The sequence below is a fragment of the Pseudarthrobacter sp. LMD1-1-1.1 genome, from assembly GCF_040676255.1.
In the GTDB taxonomy this organism is placed as follows: Bacteria; Actinomycetota; Actinomycetes; order Actinomycetales; family Micrococcaceae; genus Arthrobacter.
The window spans coordinates 633,209-648,690 of sequence record NZ_JBEGHP010000001.1 but is presented as its reverse complement, the minus strand read 5'-3'; the positions used below and the strand labels follow the sequence as shown (position 1 = coordinate 648,690).

Annotated in this window: 13 protein-coding genes; 5 read left to right on the top strand and 8 right to left on the bottom strand. The window is 68.1% G+C overall.

Annotated elements, in window-relative coordinates; all coding sequences use genetic code 11:
* Positions 1 to 17 precede the first annotated feature (17 nt).
* A complete protein-coding gene (locus tag MRBLMD1_RS03185) occupies positions 18 to 1,475 on the bottom strand; it encodes a glycoside hydrolase family 3 N-terminal domain-containing protein (protein ID WP_364397997.1) in 1,458 nt (485 codons plus the stop codon).
* Positions 1,476 to 1,849: 374 nt separating this feature from the next.
* Between MRBLMD1_RS03185 and MRBLMD1_RS03180 the strand changes: the two genes are divergently transcribed.
* Complete coding sequence (locus tag MRBLMD1_RS03180; protein ID WP_159631420.1) at positions 1,850 to 3,001, top strand: glutamate--cysteine ligase; 1,152 nt, start codon at positions 1,850 to 1,852, stop codon at positions 2,999 to 3,001.
* A 90-nt stretch (positions 3,002 to 3,091) separates the two neighbouring features.
* Here the strand turns inward: MRBLMD1_RS03180 and tsaD are convergent, their stop codons facing one another.
* Genes tsaD through MRBLMD1_RS03150 form a run of 6 tightly spaced genes read right to left on the bottom strand, consistent with a single transcriptional unit; the run spans position 3,092 to position 8,327 of the window.
* Positions 3,092 to 4,183: a tRNA (adenosine(37)-N6)-threonylcarbamoyltransferase complex transferase subunit TsaD gene (tsaD, locus tag MRBLMD1_RS03175; protein ID WP_364397423.1), complete on the bottom strand. Its 1,092-nt coding sequence runs from the start codon at positions 4,181 to 4,183 to the stop codon at positions 3,092 to 3,094.
* Positions 4,180 to 4,650: a ribosomal protein S18-alanine N-acetyltransferase gene (rimI, locus tag MRBLMD1_RS03170; protein WP_307488503.1), complete on the bottom strand. Its 471-nt coding sequence runs from the start codon at positions 4,648 to 4,650 to the stop codon at positions 4,180 to 4,182. The genes tsaD and rimI overlap by 4 nt, the downstream gene beginning before the upstream one ends.
* A gap of 44 nt (positions 4,651 to 4,694) precedes the next feature.
* Positions 4,695 to 5,366 carry a tRNA (adenosine(37)-N6)-threonylcarbamoyltransferase complex dimerization subunit type 1 TsaB gene (tsaB, locus tag MRBLMD1_RS03165; RefSeq protein ID WP_364397420.1) on the bottom strand — a complete coding sequence of 224 codons (672 nt, stop codon included), beginning with the start codon at positions 5,364 to 5,366 and terminating at the stop codon, positions 4,695 to 4,697.
* On the bottom strand, positions 5,360 to 5,947 hold the full coding sequence (gene tsaE / locus MRBLMD1_RS03160) for a tRNA (adenosine(37)-N6)-threonylcarbamoyltransferase complex ATPase subunit type 1 TsaE (RefSeq protein ID WP_364397417.1): 588 nt from the start codon (positions 5,945 to 5,947) through the stop codon (positions 5,360 to 5,362). The genes tsaB and tsaE overlap by 7 nt, the downstream gene beginning before the upstream one ends.
* Positions 5,944 to 7,179 (bottom strand): alanine racemase, encoded by a 1,236-nt coding sequence (gene alr / locus MRBLMD1_RS03155; RefSeq protein ID WP_364397414.1) that lies wholly within the window; start codon positions 7,177 to 7,179, stop codon positions 5,944 to 5,946. Before alr ends, tsaE begins: the two co-directional genes overlap by 4 nt.
* Positions 7,180 to 7,235: 56 nt before the next feature.
* Positions 7,236 to 8,327, bottom strand: a complete 1,092-nt coding sequence (locus MRBLMD1_RS03150; protein ID WP_364397411.1) for a carbohydrate kinase family protein — start codon at positions 8,325 to 8,327, stop codon at positions 7,236 to 7,238.
* Between the two features lie 91 nt (positions 8,328 to 8,418).
* Between MRBLMD1_RS03150 and MRBLMD1_RS03145 the strand changes: the two genes are divergently transcribed.
* From MRBLMD1_RS03145 to MRBLMD1_RS03130, 4 genes are all read left to right on the top strand, one after another.
* Entirely contained in the window at positions 8,419 to 9,831 is a 1,413-nt protein-coding gene (locus tag MRBLMD1_RS03145) for a 6-phospho-beta-glucosidase (RefSeq protein WP_364397408.1), read from the top strand.
* A 76-nt stretch (positions 9,832 to 9,907) separates the two neighbouring features.
* Positions 9,908 to 11,173, top strand: a complete 1,266-nt coding sequence (mshA, locus tag MRBLMD1_RS03140) for a D-inositol-3-phosphate glycosyltransferase (protein WP_364397405.1) — start codon at positions 9,908 to 9,910, stop codon at positions 11,171 to 11,173.
* A 117-nt stretch (positions 11,174 to 11,290) separates the two neighbouring features.
* Entirely contained in the window at positions 11,291 to 12,967 is a 1,677-nt protein-coding gene (locus tag MRBLMD1_RS03135; RefSeq protein ID WP_364397402.1) for a formate--tetrahydrofolate ligase, read from the top strand.
* A 152-nt stretch (positions 12,968 to 13,119) separates the two neighbouring features.
* The gene (locus MRBLMD1_RS03130; protein WP_364397399.1) at positions 13,120 to 14,079 is read left to right on the top strand and encodes a DUF559 domain-containing protein; all 960 of its coding nucleotides are present in this window, start codon (positions 13,120 to 13,122) and stop codon (positions 14,077 to 14,079) included.
* Between the two features lie 206 nt (positions 14,080 to 14,285).
* Here MRBLMD1_RS03130 and MRBLMD1_RS03125 read toward each other — a convergent pair whose 3' ends face one another.
* Complete coding sequence (locus MRBLMD1_RS03125) at positions 14,286 to 15,371, bottom strand: inositol-3-phosphate synthase (RefSeq protein WP_141159814.1); 1,086 nt, start codon at positions 15,369 to 15,371, stop codon at positions 14,286 to 14,288.
* Between the last annotated feature and the right edge of the window lie 111 nt (positions 15,372 to 15,482).

Here is a 15,482-nt window from a genome sequence, read left to right as displayed (position 1 = left end):
ACGACAGTTCGCGCTACTTAGTTGGGTCGGGGGCAGCCGGCTCCCGCGGGGAAAGGCCCGACGGCGGCGGGCAGCTTTCCCGGAGCGGGCGCCTTCCCTGCCAGCACGGCGGCCAGCGCGTCGAAGGCGGCGTCGGTCCGGCCATAGAGTGCCACCTTCACCGGCGCACTGGACCCCTGGAGCGGCCACGGAGCGTCGAGGGACACGGCGATGTCCCCACCGGCCGGTTTTCCACCAAACCCGATGAGGTTGACCAGCGGGCCTGATCCCACGGTGAGCCCGGCGCGCGCTGCGGCGGCTTCGAAGCGCTCCCGGTCCCCCGGTCCCCCGCCGGCCACCCGCACGGAACCGGGCACCAGGGGTCCGCTGCAGGGACCGGAAACAACGGTAACGGCCGACGCCGAGACCTGGGCGGACAGGGCGGCCCCGCTTCCGGCCGGCGCACCTGAGCCCGCTGTTCCGGCAGGCGGGGTGGTCCGGGCATGCCAGATCATCATGGTGGCCACCCGCTGCGCTGCTTCATCCAGGCGTGCGGCGGGAAGGGTGCCGGCAGCCAGGGCCTGGACGATGGCGGCGTGCGCCTGCTCAACGTCCGCAGGCATCAGCAGCAGGTCGGCACCGGCGGCCAGTGCCTTCACTGCAGCCGCGCCGGCCGGGTACTGCTTGTCAACGGCGCCCATGTTGAGGGCGTCCGTCACGGCCACGCCCTTGAAGCCCAAACCCCTGAGCGCCGAGTAGCTGGGGGCAGAGAGCGACGCCGGGACGCCTGGTTCCAGCGCGGGTACGGCAATGTGCCCGGTCATGACCACGGGGAGGCCCGCTGCGACGGCAGCCTCGAAGGGTTTCCAGTCCCGGCCCCGGAGCACGTCGATGCCTGCCGGCTGGACGGGGAGGCTGAGGTGGGAATCCGCCGTCACCGAGCCGTGTCCGGGAAAGTGCTTGACGGTGGGGAGCACGCCGGCGTCCAGCATGCCCTGGGAGAAGGCGGTGCCCTGGGCCGCCGCCGCGGCCGGGTCGCCGGACATGGAGCGCGCCCCGATGGTGGGGTCTGCAGGACCGACGGTCACATCCGTGTCCGGCGCGAAGTCGAGGTCGAAGCCCAATGGCACCAACTCGCTTGCCAGGCCCTTGCCGGCCTTGCGCGTCAGGTCCAGGTTGCCGGCGGCCCCGTAGCTCATGGGAGCGGGCCACTCGGTGAGGGGCGGCCCCAGGCGTGCCACCGCGCCGCCTTCCTGGTCCACGCTCATGATCCCGGGCCAGCGCCGTCCGTCGGCGGCCACAGCCTGCTGCAGCCGCTGGTTTACGGCGCCCATGGCGGCCACGTCCACCTTTCCCTGCGGGTCGCGCGGCACGTTGTCGCCCATGATGATGGATCCGGCCAGGTGGAGGCGCTGGATGAGCGCGGCGTGGGCTTCCACCTGGTTGCCCTTGAAGAACGGGAGCAGGACCTGCCCGGCTTTCTGCTCCGGCGACATCGCCGCAACGGCCGCCACGGCGGCCTCCTGGTCCCGCTGCTCCGGTCCCCACCCCAAAGGCCGGGAACCCGGGTCAGGCGACGGGGAAGCCGGAGGAGGCGCCGGCGTCGTACTTGCTGATGCGGTGGGGGACGCGTCGGCGGGCGGGGCGGAGGATGAGGGCGGTGCGGCGCTTGGGGCGGCTGAACAGGAGGCCAGCGCCATTGCGGACAGGGCCAGGAGGAGGGGGAAGGATTTGGCAGGACTGTGACGCAGGGGGAACGGTGCCATCAGTACGATGCTACCCCTGCACTAGACTTGAACCATCCGTTCGCCTGCCGGCTGCAGCCTGTGAGCGGCATCAGCCAGCGGCAAACCGGACAGTAAGGAAACGTGTGAAGATCGACTTCGCGTCATCGAGGCAATCCACCCTCGGTGTTGAGTGGGAGCTGGCACTGGTGGACGGGAAGACGGGCGAGCTCGCTTCCGTGGCCAACCAGGTGCTCCGCGGCGTGGCGTCCCGCCACCCCGAACTCAACGAAGACGACGAACATCCGCACATCAAGCAGGAACTGCTGCTCAATACGGTGGAACTGGTCACCGGGATCTGCGAAACGGCAGCCGAGGCCAAGGAGGACCTCAGCCGGTCCGTCGCGGCCGTCCGTGAAATCACCGATCCCATGAACGTGGAGCTGTTCTGCGCCGGCAGCCACCCGTTCAGCCCTCCGCAGCTGCAGCCGGTGACGGACAAGGCACGCTACGCCAAGCTCATTGACCGGACCCAATGGTGGGGCCGGCAGATGGTCATCTATGGCGTCCATGTCCACGTGGGGCTGGACCGCCGGGACAAAGCCCTCCCCGTCCTGGACGGCCTGGTCAACTACTTCCCGCACTTCCAGGCGCTGTCCGCGTCCAGCCCGTTTTGGGGCGGCGAGGACACCGGGTACGCCTCGCAGCGGGCCCTGATGTTCCAGCAGCTTCCTACCGCGGGGCTGCCCTTCCAGTTCAAGTCCTGGGAGGAATACGAGTCCTACGTCCAGGACATGTTCACCACGGGCGTCATCGACACCATCTCGGAAATCCGGTGGGACATCCGGCCGGTGCCCGCCCTGGGCACCATCGAGATGCGGATCTGTGACGGCCTGGCCACCCTGGAGGAAGTGGGGGCCATTGCGGCGCTCACCCAGTGCCTGGTGGACGAGTTCTCCACCACCCTGGACAACGGCGGCACCATCCCCACCATGCCGCCATGGCACGTCCAGGAGAACAAGTGGCGCGCCGCCCGGTACGGCCTCGACGCCATCATCATCCTCGACGCCGCGGGCAAGGAGCAGCTGGTCACCGACCACCTGCTGGAGACCCTGAACCGGCTTGAACCGGTTGCCGCCAAGCTGCGCTGCTCCGACGAGCTGGCCGACGTCGAGAAGATCATCCGCCGCGGCGCCGGATACCAGCGCCAGCGCCGGGTGGCTGCCGAGAACGGCGGAAACCTGCAGGCTGTGGTGCTGGACCTGGTCAAGCAGATGCGCAACGGCCCCACCGCCTGACCACCCCCCTTACTTGCCCCATCAGATATGGCTCCTAAACCGGCGGGTTAGGAGCCATATCTGAGGGGGCGTCGCAGGGTTTGCCGGGTGTCAGGCCGGGAGCGACACCGAGGTGACGGGCATCGACGAATCCGGGGCGAATCCAATGCCGCTGGGTTCGGCGCCGGCCATCACCAGCTGCGCGCCGAGGGCGGCCACCATGGCGCCGTTGTCCGTGCACAGGTCCAGCGGGGGAACATGCAGGCGGATGCCGGCGGAGGCGCAGCGTTGCCCGGTCAGTTCACGCAGGCGGGAGTTTGCCGCCACGCCCCCGCCCAGCAGGACGTCCTTGATGCCCTGCTCGCGGCAGGCCAGGACCGCCTTGGAGGAGATTACGTCCACCACTGCTTCCTGGAACGCTGCCGCGATGTCGGCCACCGGGATCTCTTCGCCGCGGGCCTCGAACTGCTCCACGCAGCGGGCCACGGCCGTCTTCAGGCCGCTGAAGGACCAGTCGTACCGGTGCGGGCCGGGTTCGTCGGCTGTGCCCATGTATTTGGGCTGGGTCAGGCCGCGGGGGAAGCGGATCGACTTGGGGTTGCCGGAGCGGGCCATCTTGTCGATGGCCGGTCCGCCGGGGTAGCCGAGTCCCAGGATGCGGGCCACCTTGTCGTAGGCCTCGCCAGCGGCGTCGTCGATGGTGGAGCCCAGGAGCTCCACGTCACTGGTGATGCTGTTGATCCGCAGGATTTCGGTGTGGCCGCCGGAGACCAGCAGGGCGCCCAGGTTCTCCGGCAGCTCCTGCCTGCGGCCGGTACCACGGTCGTCCAGCAGTCCGACGCCCACATGCGCCACCAGGTGGTTGATGGCGAACAGGGGTTTTCCGGTGGCCACGGCGAGCGCCTTGGCAGCGCACACCCCGACCATGAGCGCGCCGGCAAGCCCGGGTCCGGAAGTGACGGCGATCGCGTCCACCTCGTCCAGGGTGACCCCTGCATCCGCGAGGGCCTGCTCGAGGGTGGGAACAAAGGCGTCCAGGTGGGCCCGGGAGGCGATCTCAGGGATGACGCCACCGAAGCGGACATGCTCGTCCATGGAGGACGAGACCGTGTTGGCCAGGAGGGTGGTGCCGCGGACCAGGCCGACGCCGGTTTCGTCGCAGGATGATTCAATGCCCAGTACCAGGGGCTGCGTACGGTTCATGCCTGGCCTGCTTCCGTTGCTTCGTGTCCTTCAGGGTGTGCTGCGGGCAGCTGGAGCCGCATGATGAGGGCATCCACGCCGTCGCGGTAATAGCGGGGGCGGACGTGGATCTGTTCGAATCCAAACCGCACATAGAGCTGTTGTGCCCGCGGGTTGTCGGCACGGACCTCGAGCAGGACATCGGCGGCGCCGCGGTGCCGGGCCTCCTCGATCAGTTGCGTGAGCAGGGTGCTGCCGATGCCCCGCCCCTCGTGCTCAGGGACGACGGCGATGGTCTGGACGTCCGCGATGGGTTCAATGCACATCAGGCCGGCGTAGCCCACGATGCCTCCGCTGGTCTCCGCCACGAGGTAGCGGCGGGTCTCCGGCTGGGAGAGTTCGTCCAGGAACATCTGGACGGGCCACGCGTCAATGGGGAAGAGCTTGTGCTCCAGTGCGCCGACGGCGGGCACATCGTCCAGCGTCATGTCGCGGACGGTCACGTCCGCCGCGCGCGGGTCCGGGGTGCTGCTCACAATGCCCGCTTCCGTGGTCCGGGGACCTGCGCGTCGGATTCCCGCAGGTACAGGGGGGTGGAGTCCAACAGGGTGTCTCCTGCCGCCAGCCGCGCCAGGGCGAACTGGCCAAGATACAGGGCGTCCGGCTGCTCAGCGGCGAAATCCGGGTGGGCCTGAAGCACCCCGGCGTAGAGGCCCGCGCCGGCGCCGAACGCAGGCAGGTCCGGGAGGGCAGACGCGAACCCGACGTGGGGGCCGTCCTCCAGCACGGGCAGCTGGCCGTCATCCAGGCTGTACCGGGCCCAGTAGACCTCTTTGCGGCGGGCGTCCGTCACCACCAGGAACTCGGAAGCGGCTGCGGTGGACTCCGCAACTTCCAGGGCCATCGCGTCCAGGCTCACCAGGCCATGCAGCGGCTTGCCCCACACGAAGGCCAGCGTGCGGGCGGTGGCAATGCCGGAGCGCAGCCCGGTGAACGGGCCCGGGCCAACGCCCACCACCAGGGCGTCCACGTCCTGCCCGGTCACACCCGCCGACTCCAGCATGGCGTCGATTCCGGGCGCAAGCACCTCAGCGTGGCTGCGGGTGTCCTCCGTGGCGAAGCTGGCAAGCACGCTTTCCGGGGCATCATCGGTGACCAGCGCAGCGCTGGCTACGGCCGAGGTGTCAATGGCGAGGATCAGCATGCCGCTCCCCCGTCGGGTCCAGCCAGTTCAGGAAAGTTCGCCCAGCGGGGACCGTAGCCGCGCATGACGATGGTCCGGGGCTCGTCGGTGTCTTCGGCGTCGAAATCCAGGCTTGAGGAGGTGGACGCCGCGGCGCCGCCCAGGCCGATCGCACGGTGCAGGTCGATCTCCAGCCGGCTGTCGCTCAGGTGCTCCACGCGCTCATGTCCCCACTCGACCACCGTCACCGAGGAATCCATGGTGTTTTCGAGGTCGATGTCGTCAATCTCCGCAGCCGAGCCAAGCCGGTAAGCGTCCACGTGCACCAGGTCCGGGCCGCCCGGACGCGGGCCGTCCGGGAGGTTGGGATGAATCCGGACCAGGACGAACGTCGGCGAGATGATGCCCGGGCGGACACCCAGGCCTTCGCCCAGGCCCTGGGTGAAGGTGGTCTTCCCGGCACCCAGTTCGCCGGACAGCACCAGCAGGTCCCCGGTCTGCAGCACCTCCGCCAGGCGTGCGCCGAAAGCGTGCGTCTGTTCCGCCGTCGTCGCCGTGAAGGTCTTTTCCCAGTTGGCGGGCAGGTCTTCGGGCGTGCTCATGCCGCTCCCTTGCCAGGGACGCCCACCAGGTTATTGCCGGCGTCCGCGCGCTCGTCTTCGTTGATGAAGCGGCGGGGAACACGGGGACTGATCCTGGTTACGACCTCGTAGTTGATGGTCCCGGCGGCGCGTGCCCACTCGTCCACCGTGGGTCCGCCGTCGGCGCCGTTACCGAACAGCTCCGCCTCCGCGCCATGCAACGCGGCGCCGGGGGCCTCCGGACCAAGGTCGATGACCATCTGGTCCATGGCGATGCGCCCCACTACCGGGTACGTTTTCCCGGCCACGCGGACGGGGCCGCCGGTGGCGAGGCGCGGAACGCCGTCGGCATAGCCCAGCGGAATCAGCGCCAGGGTGCTCGCCGTCCTGGTGCGGTAATGCAGCCCGTAGGAGACGCCCTGCCCCTCCGGCACCTCTTTGCACTGCGACACCAGGGTGCGCAGCGTCATGGCGGGGCGGAGGCCGAGCTCGGCGGAGGTCTGCCCGTCGAACGGCGAAAGCCCGTAGATGCCTAGGCCTACCCGGACCATGTCGAAGTGGGTGTCCGGCCGGGAAAGGGTGGCGGGGGTGTTGGCAAGGTGGCGGACCTCAGGGTCCACGCCCGCGTCCTCGGCGATGGCCAGGGCTTCCCGGAATGCGGCCACCTGCTGGTCCGTTTCGGGCCGCTCCGGCTCATCGGCCACGGCGAGGTGCGAGAAGATGCCCACCACGCGCAGCAGGCCCTGGTCCTGGTACTCCACGGCCTCCCCCACCAGGCGGTCCCAGGCCTCGGGGGTTGCGCCGTTGCGGCCCAGCCCGGTGTCCACCTTGAGGTGCACCCGTGCGGGACGTTCCTGTTCGCGGGCGGCAGCCACGATGCGTTCGAGCTCCCAGCCCGAGCAGCCGATGTCGATGCCGGCAGCCACGGCGGCGCCGAAGTTGCTGTCGGTGGTGTGCAGCCAGGCGAGGAGGGGCGCGTCGATGCCGGCGGCGCGGAGCGCGAGGGCCTCGGAAATGTGCGCCACGCCCAGCCAGGACGCGCCGGCCTGCAGGGCCGCACGGGCCACGGGAACGGCGCCGTGCCCGTACGCGTCGGCCTTGACCACGGCCATGACTTTCGCGGGGGAAGCAGCGGCGGCAAGCCGGCGGACGTTGTGCCGGATGGCCTCCAGGTCGATCACGGCGGACCGCTCATGGCGGGGGTCCGGCCCGGAGGCAGCGCTGAATTCACCGGTTGTTGCGGGGTAGGTCACCTAACTGATTCTAATGCGGGCACTTCGCGCCGAATAATCGGGGCGTCACGCGCTCCTCAGGCGTCGGACAGGTGCGCTATGGTGGCCGACGCCCGGCGCTGCGCCGCCAGCGGCACGTCCTCGATGATGTCCGAGAGGAATCCAAAGCGCCGCAGCCATTGGCTCATCTGCCGTTCCGGGCGGGCATTGGCACGTTTCCACCAGTCAGCGATGTCCCCCCAGCCAGGAGCGGCCAGGGATCCGCCAACCTCCTGCACGGCCAGGGAGGCGCACAGGTTGGCAAACCGCAGCCTGTCCCCCAGCGGCCAACCGGCCAGGGTGCCGACGATGAACGCTGCGTCGAAGCAGTCACCGGCTCCGGTGGGGTCGTGCGCCTTGACCGGAAGCGACGGGACCCACTCCTCCTCCCCGGTTTCCGAGTCAACGGCCATGGCCCCCTGCGCTCCCAGGGTCACCACGGCCACCGGTACGCGGTCCGCCAGAGCGTAGAGCGCACTCCAGGGATTGTCCTTGCCGGTGAACGCCATGGCCTCGCGCTGGTTGGGCAGGAAGGCGTAAAAGTACTGCAGGTTTTCAAGCCGCACCGGCGCCCACTCGCCGCTGGGATCCCACCCCACGTCGCCGAACAAACGCACTCCGGCCCCATGGGCGGCCCGGACCCACGGTTCGATTTCCATGCCCACCTCCGCGATGCCGGCGAGCGCCTTGGGCGGGCTCCCGATCAGCTCGGAGTTGGTCACCGGCGCTGAATGCCCGTGCGTGACCATGGACCGGTCCTGGTCCACGCAGAGGGACACGGTCACCGGGGAGTGCCAGCCCGGGACGCGGCGGGAAAGGCTGAGGTCCACATGTTCCTGGCCGGAGAGGATCTTCCAGTTGAAGTCGCCGTATCCGTCATCCCCGAACGCCGCCGCCAGGCCGGTGCGTAGCCCCAGCCGCGCGGCGGCGATGGCCTGGTTGGCAACCCCGCCGGGGCAGCTGCCCATGCCGTCACTCCAGATTTCCGTGCCGGGTTCGGGCCCGTGCGGGAGGCCGGTGAAGATGATGTCCTGGAAAACGGTCCCGGCCAACAGGAGGTCGAATCCGGGTTCCCCCGGCGAGCGGACGCCAGCCAGCGGATCGAAGGGGCGGGCTGGCATCGCGTCCATAGTGCGCAGGATACGCCGCGCGGCAGTGCTCCGGTAGGGGCTTTGGACACGGTATGGACACGGTGTCGGAGGCTGGTCCTAGACTGCATGCATGCGGCTTCTGATTGCCGGCGGCGGGGGTTTCAGGGTGCCGCTCATCTACCGGGCGTTGGTGTCCGGGCCCTTTTCCGGGCTGGTCACGGAGCTGGTGCTGCACGACGTCGATCCCGGACGCCTTGACGCCGTCACCGCCGTGCTGCGCAGCATGCCGGCAGGCCAGGGTGCGCAGCTTCCGGTGCATGCCACCACAGATCTTTCCGCAGCACTGTCCGGCACCTCCATGGTCTTCGCTGCGATCCGGCCCGGCGGCACCGCAGGCCGCGTCGCGGATGAAGAAGTGGCGCAGGACCTCGGGCTGCTGGGCCAGGAGACCACCGGGGCCGGCGGTATTTCCTACGCTTTGCGGACCATCCCCCACATGGTGGGCCTTGCCTGGCTGATGCGCGAGCGCTGCCCGGACGCCTGGCTGGTCAACTTCACCAATCCGGCCGGGATGGTCACCGAGGCGCTGCGCCCTGTCCTGGGGAACCGGGTCATTGGGATCTGCGACTCTGCGGGCGGGCTGGTGCAGCGGGCGGCGCGCGCTGCCGGTGTGCCCTTGCCGGCGGGACGGCTCGACGGCGTGGGCTACTACGGGCTGAACCACCTGGGCTGGCTGTACCGGCTGGAGTCCGGCGGACGGGACATGTTGCCGGGCCTGCTGGCGGACGCCGCGGCGCTGCGGTCCTTCGAGGAAGGCCGGTTGTTCCCGCAGCCGTTCCTTGCCGGGCTGGGACTGCTTCCCAACGAGTACCTGTATTACTACTACCAGCGCGATGCGGCCCGGCAGGCAATGCAGGCCATGGCACGCACCCGCGGGCAGACCATCCACAACCAGCAGCAGGAGCTGTATCCGCGGCTGGCCGCCGCCGGGCCCGACGCATACCGGTTGTGGGAGGCGGCGCGGCGTTCCCGCGAAGAGGGGTACCTTGCCGAAGCCCGGCACGACGGCGAGCGCCGGAATGAGGAGGACCTGACCGGCGGTGGCTACGAACGGGTGGCGCTGGCGGCCATGCAGGCACTGGCCGGCGGCGGCGATACGCAACTGATCCTCAACACGGTCAACGCATTGCCGGCGGCCCGGGCACCGGAGCCCACCGACGCTGCCCCTGCCCCTCCCCAACCCGCCATTCCCGGCCTGCCGGCGGACGCCGTCGTCGAGGTTCCCTGCACCGTCACCCCGGCCGGAGCCGTCCCTCTGCCCCAGGAGAAGCCGGCGGAACCGCAGCTGGGCCTGCTCCGGCAGGTCAAGGAGGTGGAACGGCTCGTTGTCCTGGCCGCGGGCACCGGCAACCGGGATGCCGCCGTCGAGGCCTTCGCCCGGCACCCGCTCGTGGATTCGGCGGACCTGGCCGCGAAGCTGATGGCCGGTTATGAGCGGGCGTTTCCGGACCTGGGGAAGACGTGGGAGGGCGGTGGGCGTTAGGGGAAGGAGTAATGTTTTATCGGATGCGCACTGAGCCGGCTCCCCTGACACGCGCCGGCGGCCGGAAGGAGGTCCCGTGGCACTGATCCGCAGGGTCGCTTTGCTTTCCCTCCACACCTCCCCCATGGAACAACCCGGTTCCGGGGATGCCGGCGGAATGAACGTCTATATCCGCGAGCTGGCCTCGGCACTGGCCGAGGCAGGCGTGGAGGTGGAGATCTTCACGCGGGCCACCTCAGCCGACCAGCCCGCCGTCGAGCATCCCGACCCCGGCGTGTGCGTGCACAACGTCCTGGCGGGGCCGCCAAGGAAGGTCCCCAAAGAGGAACTTCCCGGGCTGCTGCATGCCATGGTCGCGGAAATCGAACAGATCCGCCGCCGCCAGCCGCACGGCCGGTACGACGTCATCCACTCCCATTACTGGGTGTCCGGGATAGCGGGGCTGGAGCTGTCCGAGCTGTGGGGTGTTCCGTTGGTGCACACCATGCACACCATGGCCAAGGTCAAGAACCTGCTGCTGGAATCCGGTGAGCAACCCGAGCCCCGGCGCCGCGAACTGGGCGAGCACCGCATCGTGGACGGCGCTGCCAGGCTCATTGCCAACACCAGCTCCGAGGCCGCCGAACTCGTGTCCCACTACGGCGCCACCTACGACCGCATCGACATCGCGCCGCCCGGCGTGGACCTGGCCACGTTCACCCCCGCGTTCCGGGCACGGTCCAGGGCGGAGCACGGCGTCAGCCCGGACACGTTCCATCTGGTGTTCGCCGGCCGCATCCAGCGCCTGAAAGGCCCCCAGGTCCTGGTCAAGGCCGCGGCGCTGCTGCGGAAACGCCGCCCGGACATCGACCTGCGCGTCACCATCCTGGGCGCTTTGAGCGGCAACAAGGAGTTCAACCTCCGCTGCCTGGTGGCAGAGGCGGGAATGGACGACGTCGTCACGCAGCTTCCGCCGGTGAAGGCACCTGAGCTGGCGTCCTGGTTCCGTGCGGCCGACGTCGTGGTGATGCCCTCCTTCAGCGAATCCTTCGGGCTCGTGGCACTCGAGGCCCAGGCCTGCGGGACCCCCGTGGTGGCCACCCGGGTTGGCGGACTGTCCCGCGCCATCTTCCACGGCCGGACCGGGCTCCTGGTGGACGGCCACCATGCTGCCGATTGGGCCGATGCCCTGGAGGCCCTGTACGACGACCCTGTCACCCGCGAGGACCTGGGCCGCGCTGCCGCCATCCGTGCCCAGAACTCCGGCTGGCAGCGCACTGCTGCCATCACGCTGGAAAGCTACCATGCCGCCGTCGACAACTTCGTGGGGCGGCACCTGGCCCCGGTGGTGCCGGCTTCCTGACGGTCGTTGGCTTGTGCGTTGCTGGTATCGGGTGCCGTTGGAGCCGGGTGCTGTTAGCTTAGGGGCAGGTCTCCGGCGCCGGCCGGTGCAGGAAAGACTGCGCAGGAAAGGACAAGGATGTCTGCTCTCCCCTCTGATCTGGAAATAGCCCGCGCCGCCCGTATCCGCCCCATCGGGGAAATCGCGGCTGCAGCCGGGATCAATGCCGATGCACTGGAACAGTACGGACGGTACAAGGCCAAGATCGATCCCGCCCGGCTTGCGGCCCCGGCTCCGCACGGCAAAGTGGTGCTGGTCTCGGCCATGTCGCCCACCCCGGCCGGCGAGGGCAAGTCCACCACCACTGTGGGGCTGGCGGATTCGCTGGCCCGCGCCGGCCACAAGGTGATGATCGCCCTGCGGGAACCGTCCCTGGGCCCGGTGCTCGGCATGAAGGGCGGAGCCACCGGCGGCGGCTACTCGCAGGTGCTGCCCATGGACGAGATCAACCTGCACTTCACCGGCGATTTCCATGCGATCACGTCGGCCAACAACGCCCTGATGGCACTGGTGGACAACCATATCTACCAAGGCAATGCGCTGAACATCGATCCGCGCAGGATGACGTTCAAACGCGTCCTGGACATGAACGACCGCTCCCTGCGGGAGGTGGTCATCGGACTGGGCGGACCGACGCAGGGCGTGCCGCGGCAGGACGGGTTCGACATCACCGTGGCTTCCGAGATCATGGCTGCCTTCTGCCTCGCCACGGACCTGGCGGACCTCCGCTCACGGCTGGGCCGGATCACGTTCGGCTACACCTATGACCGGGCACCGGTGACGGTGGCGGACCTCGGCGTGGAGGGAGCCTTGACGCTGCTCCTGAAGGAGGCGGTCAAGCCCAACCTGGTGCAGACCATCGCCGGCACCCCCGCACTGGTCCACGGCGGTCCCTTCGCCAATATCGCCCACGGCTGCAATTCGCTCATTGCCACGCAGACCGCCCGGCGGCTGGCGGACATCGTGGTGACCGAAGCTGGCTTCGGGGCTGACCTTGGCGCCGAAAAGTTCATGGACATCAAGGCGCGGTACGGCGGCCTGGCCCCGTCCGCCGTCGTGGTGGTGGCAACGGTGCGCGCCCTGAAGATGCAGGGCGGGGTGGCCAAGGACCAGCTGGCCCGCCCGGATGTCGCTGCCCTGGAGGCCGGGGTGGTTAACCTGCGGCGGCACGTGCACAACGTGGAGAAGTTCGGCGTCACCCCCGTGGTGGCCATCAACAAGTTCTCCTCCGATGCGCCGGAGGAACTCGACTGGCTGCTGAAGTGGTGCGCAGCCGAGGGCGTGCGCGCCGCCGTCGCCGACGTGTGGGGCCGGGGCGGCGGGGGCGACGGCGGTGACGAACTCGCGGCCCTCGTTGCGCAGGCGGTGGAGGCGCCCAGCAGTTTCCGCCACCTGTATCCCCTGGAGCTGTCCGTGGAGGACAAGATCCGCACCATCGCCCAGGAGATTTACGGAGCCGACGGCGTGGACTTCTCCGTGCCGGCGCTGAAGCGGCTTGCCGACATCGAGCGGAATGGGTGGGGTTCGATGCCCGTGTGCATGGCCAAAACCCAGTACTCGTTCACTGACGATGCCTCCCGTCTGGGCGCCCCCAAGGGGTTCACCATCCACGTGCGCGACCTGCTGCCGAAGACCGGTGCGGGCTTCATCGTTGCCCTCACCGGAGCAGTCATGACGATGCCCGGCCTCCCGGCCGTCCCGGCTGCGCTGCGCATGGACGTGGACGCGGACGGCAACCCCGTGGGCCTCACCTAGCCCAACGCCCGATCACCTTCCGCCCCCAAATCACCAACGCCCCATCACCTCCCGCCCTTAATCCACCAACGCCCGATCGCCTTGGAACCATCCAGGTCTGTTCCTGTGGATAACTCCTGCAGTGGTCTAGCCTTCTACGCCAGAATGCCAGCATGCATAAGCGCGCTGATCTACCGTCGACCCTGGCAACCTCCCCGTTCACATACGACTCGGCGGTGACTGCCGGTGTGTCAGCGAAGCGGCTGCGGAAGGATGACGTGGTCCACGTCAGCAGGCGGTTGTACCGCCCGTCGACTTGGAGCTTCGAGCTGGAAGCCGCGGCACGGGTCCTCTCCGAGGTTTCGCCAGGCGCGTGGATTTCACACGTCACAGCTGCACGTTTGCACTGTCAACTGCTCCCCGCGTGGCTGTCGGATTCTACTGAACTGCATATGAGCAAACCGAAGCATTTACCGCAGGTGCGCCGGAAAGGTGTGGTTGCCCATAAGGTCATAGCCAGTGCTGACGAAATTGAAACTGTCGATGGTATCCGCATCAGTACCCGTTCCCGAACCTGGCTCGACTTGGCCCGGCGGCTGTCGCTGGCTGAGCTGGTCTGCCTTGGAGACCAAATCATCCGCATCCCGCGAGCGGAGTTTGAAGCCAGGTCACAGCCCTTTGACACATTGGAGGGTCTCAGCGCTTTGGTCAGCCGGCACCCTAATCTTCAGGGGGTCGTGCGTGCCCGGGAAGCTTTGGAGCTGATGCGGGTCGGCGCTGATTCGGCACCGGAATCGATGCTGCGGCTGGCCATGCTTGACGCGAACCTGCCAGAACCTGACCTGCAAATCGCACTTCGACCGAATGATGCAGCTTCCCCTACTGCCGACCTGGGCTACCGTCACCGGCGCCTTGCAGTCCAGTACGACGGCGGTCACCATCTTCTTGAGGCTCAGCGACTGAGTGATCGACGGCGCGACAAGGCCTTCGAGTCAGCTGGGTGGACGGTTCTGGTATTCACCAAGGACGATGCCACGGACGGTTTTCAACGAGCTGTAGCGGCAATCAAACGGCACCTTCGCACGGCGTGGATTGACCATTCCTACTCGGCCGGTTTTGCCGGAAACGGGTGACCAAAACACCACCACCGCCTCCAAAAACGCGGCCGCGGGGTTTACGCTCGTCAGGGGACAAATAGTGATGGCGCGTTTCGGGAGAATACGCCGGAAGTGATGGCGCGTCCCGGAAAAGCCGGCCGGAAGTGATGGCGCGTGTTAACGCAGGACGCTCCCCCACCCGGTAAGGGTGAGGGAGCGTCCGGGCACCGGGAAAAGACGGTTTAGCGCTCCAGGTCGCCACGGATGAATGCTTCGACCTTCTCGCGGGCGAGGTCGTCGTTGAACTGCTCCGGCGGGGACTTCATGAAGTAGCTGGACGCCGAGAGCAGCGGGCCACCGATGCCGCGGTCCAGGCCGATCTTGGCGGCACGGATCGCATCGATGATCACACCTGCGGAGTTCGGCGAATCCCAGACCTCCAGCTTGTACTCCAGGGACACCGGGGCGTCGCCGAAGTTCCGGCCTTCCAGGCGCACGAACGCCCACTTGCGGTCATCAAGCCACTGAACGTAATCGGACGGGCCGATGTGTACGTCCTTAGCAGCCAGCTCGGCTTCCACGTTGGAGGTCACGGCCTGGGTCTTGGAGATCTTCTTGGACTCCAGGCGGTCACGCTCCAGCATGTTCTTGAAGTCCATGTTGCCGCCGACGTTCAGCTGGTACGTGCGGTCCAGGGTCACGCCGCGGTCTTCGAACAGCTTGGCCATGACGCGGTGCGTGATGGTTGCACCGATCTGGCTCTTGATGTCGTCGCCGACGATCGGAACACCGGCGGCGGTGAACTTGTCAGCCCACTCCTTGGTGCCGGCAATGAACACGGGCAGTGCGTTGACGAATGCTACGCCGGCGTCGATCGCAGCCTGGGCGTAGAACTCGGCAGCCTGCTGGGAACCCACGGGCAGGTAGCAGACCAGGACGTCAGCTTTGGCGTCCTTCAGGGCCTGGACCACGTCCACGGGCTCTTCGGTGGACTGCTCGATGGTCTCGAGGTAATACTTGCCCAGGCCGTCCAGGGTGTGGCCGCGCTGGACCGTGACACCCGTCGGCGGAACATCGGCGATCTTGATGGTGTTGTTTTCGCTGGCCAGGATGGCATCGGAAAGGTCAACGCCGACCTTCTTGCCGTCAACATCGAACGCGGCGACGAACTCGACGTCGCCCACGTGGTACTGGCCGAACTCAACGTGCATCAGGCCGGGGATGGTTTCTGCCGGGTCGGCATCCTTGTAGTAGTGGACGCCCTGCACCAGCGAGGCGGCGCAGTTGCCCACGCCAACGATTGCAACACGAATGGGATGTGAAGACACAGAACTCCTTTGGGGACAAACGTCAGCCGGCCTGGTTGGCCTCCGAGGAATGGACGACGGCGGCCGGCTGGCTTGGCGCCGCGCGGCGCCTTTTCATACTACCCAACACAG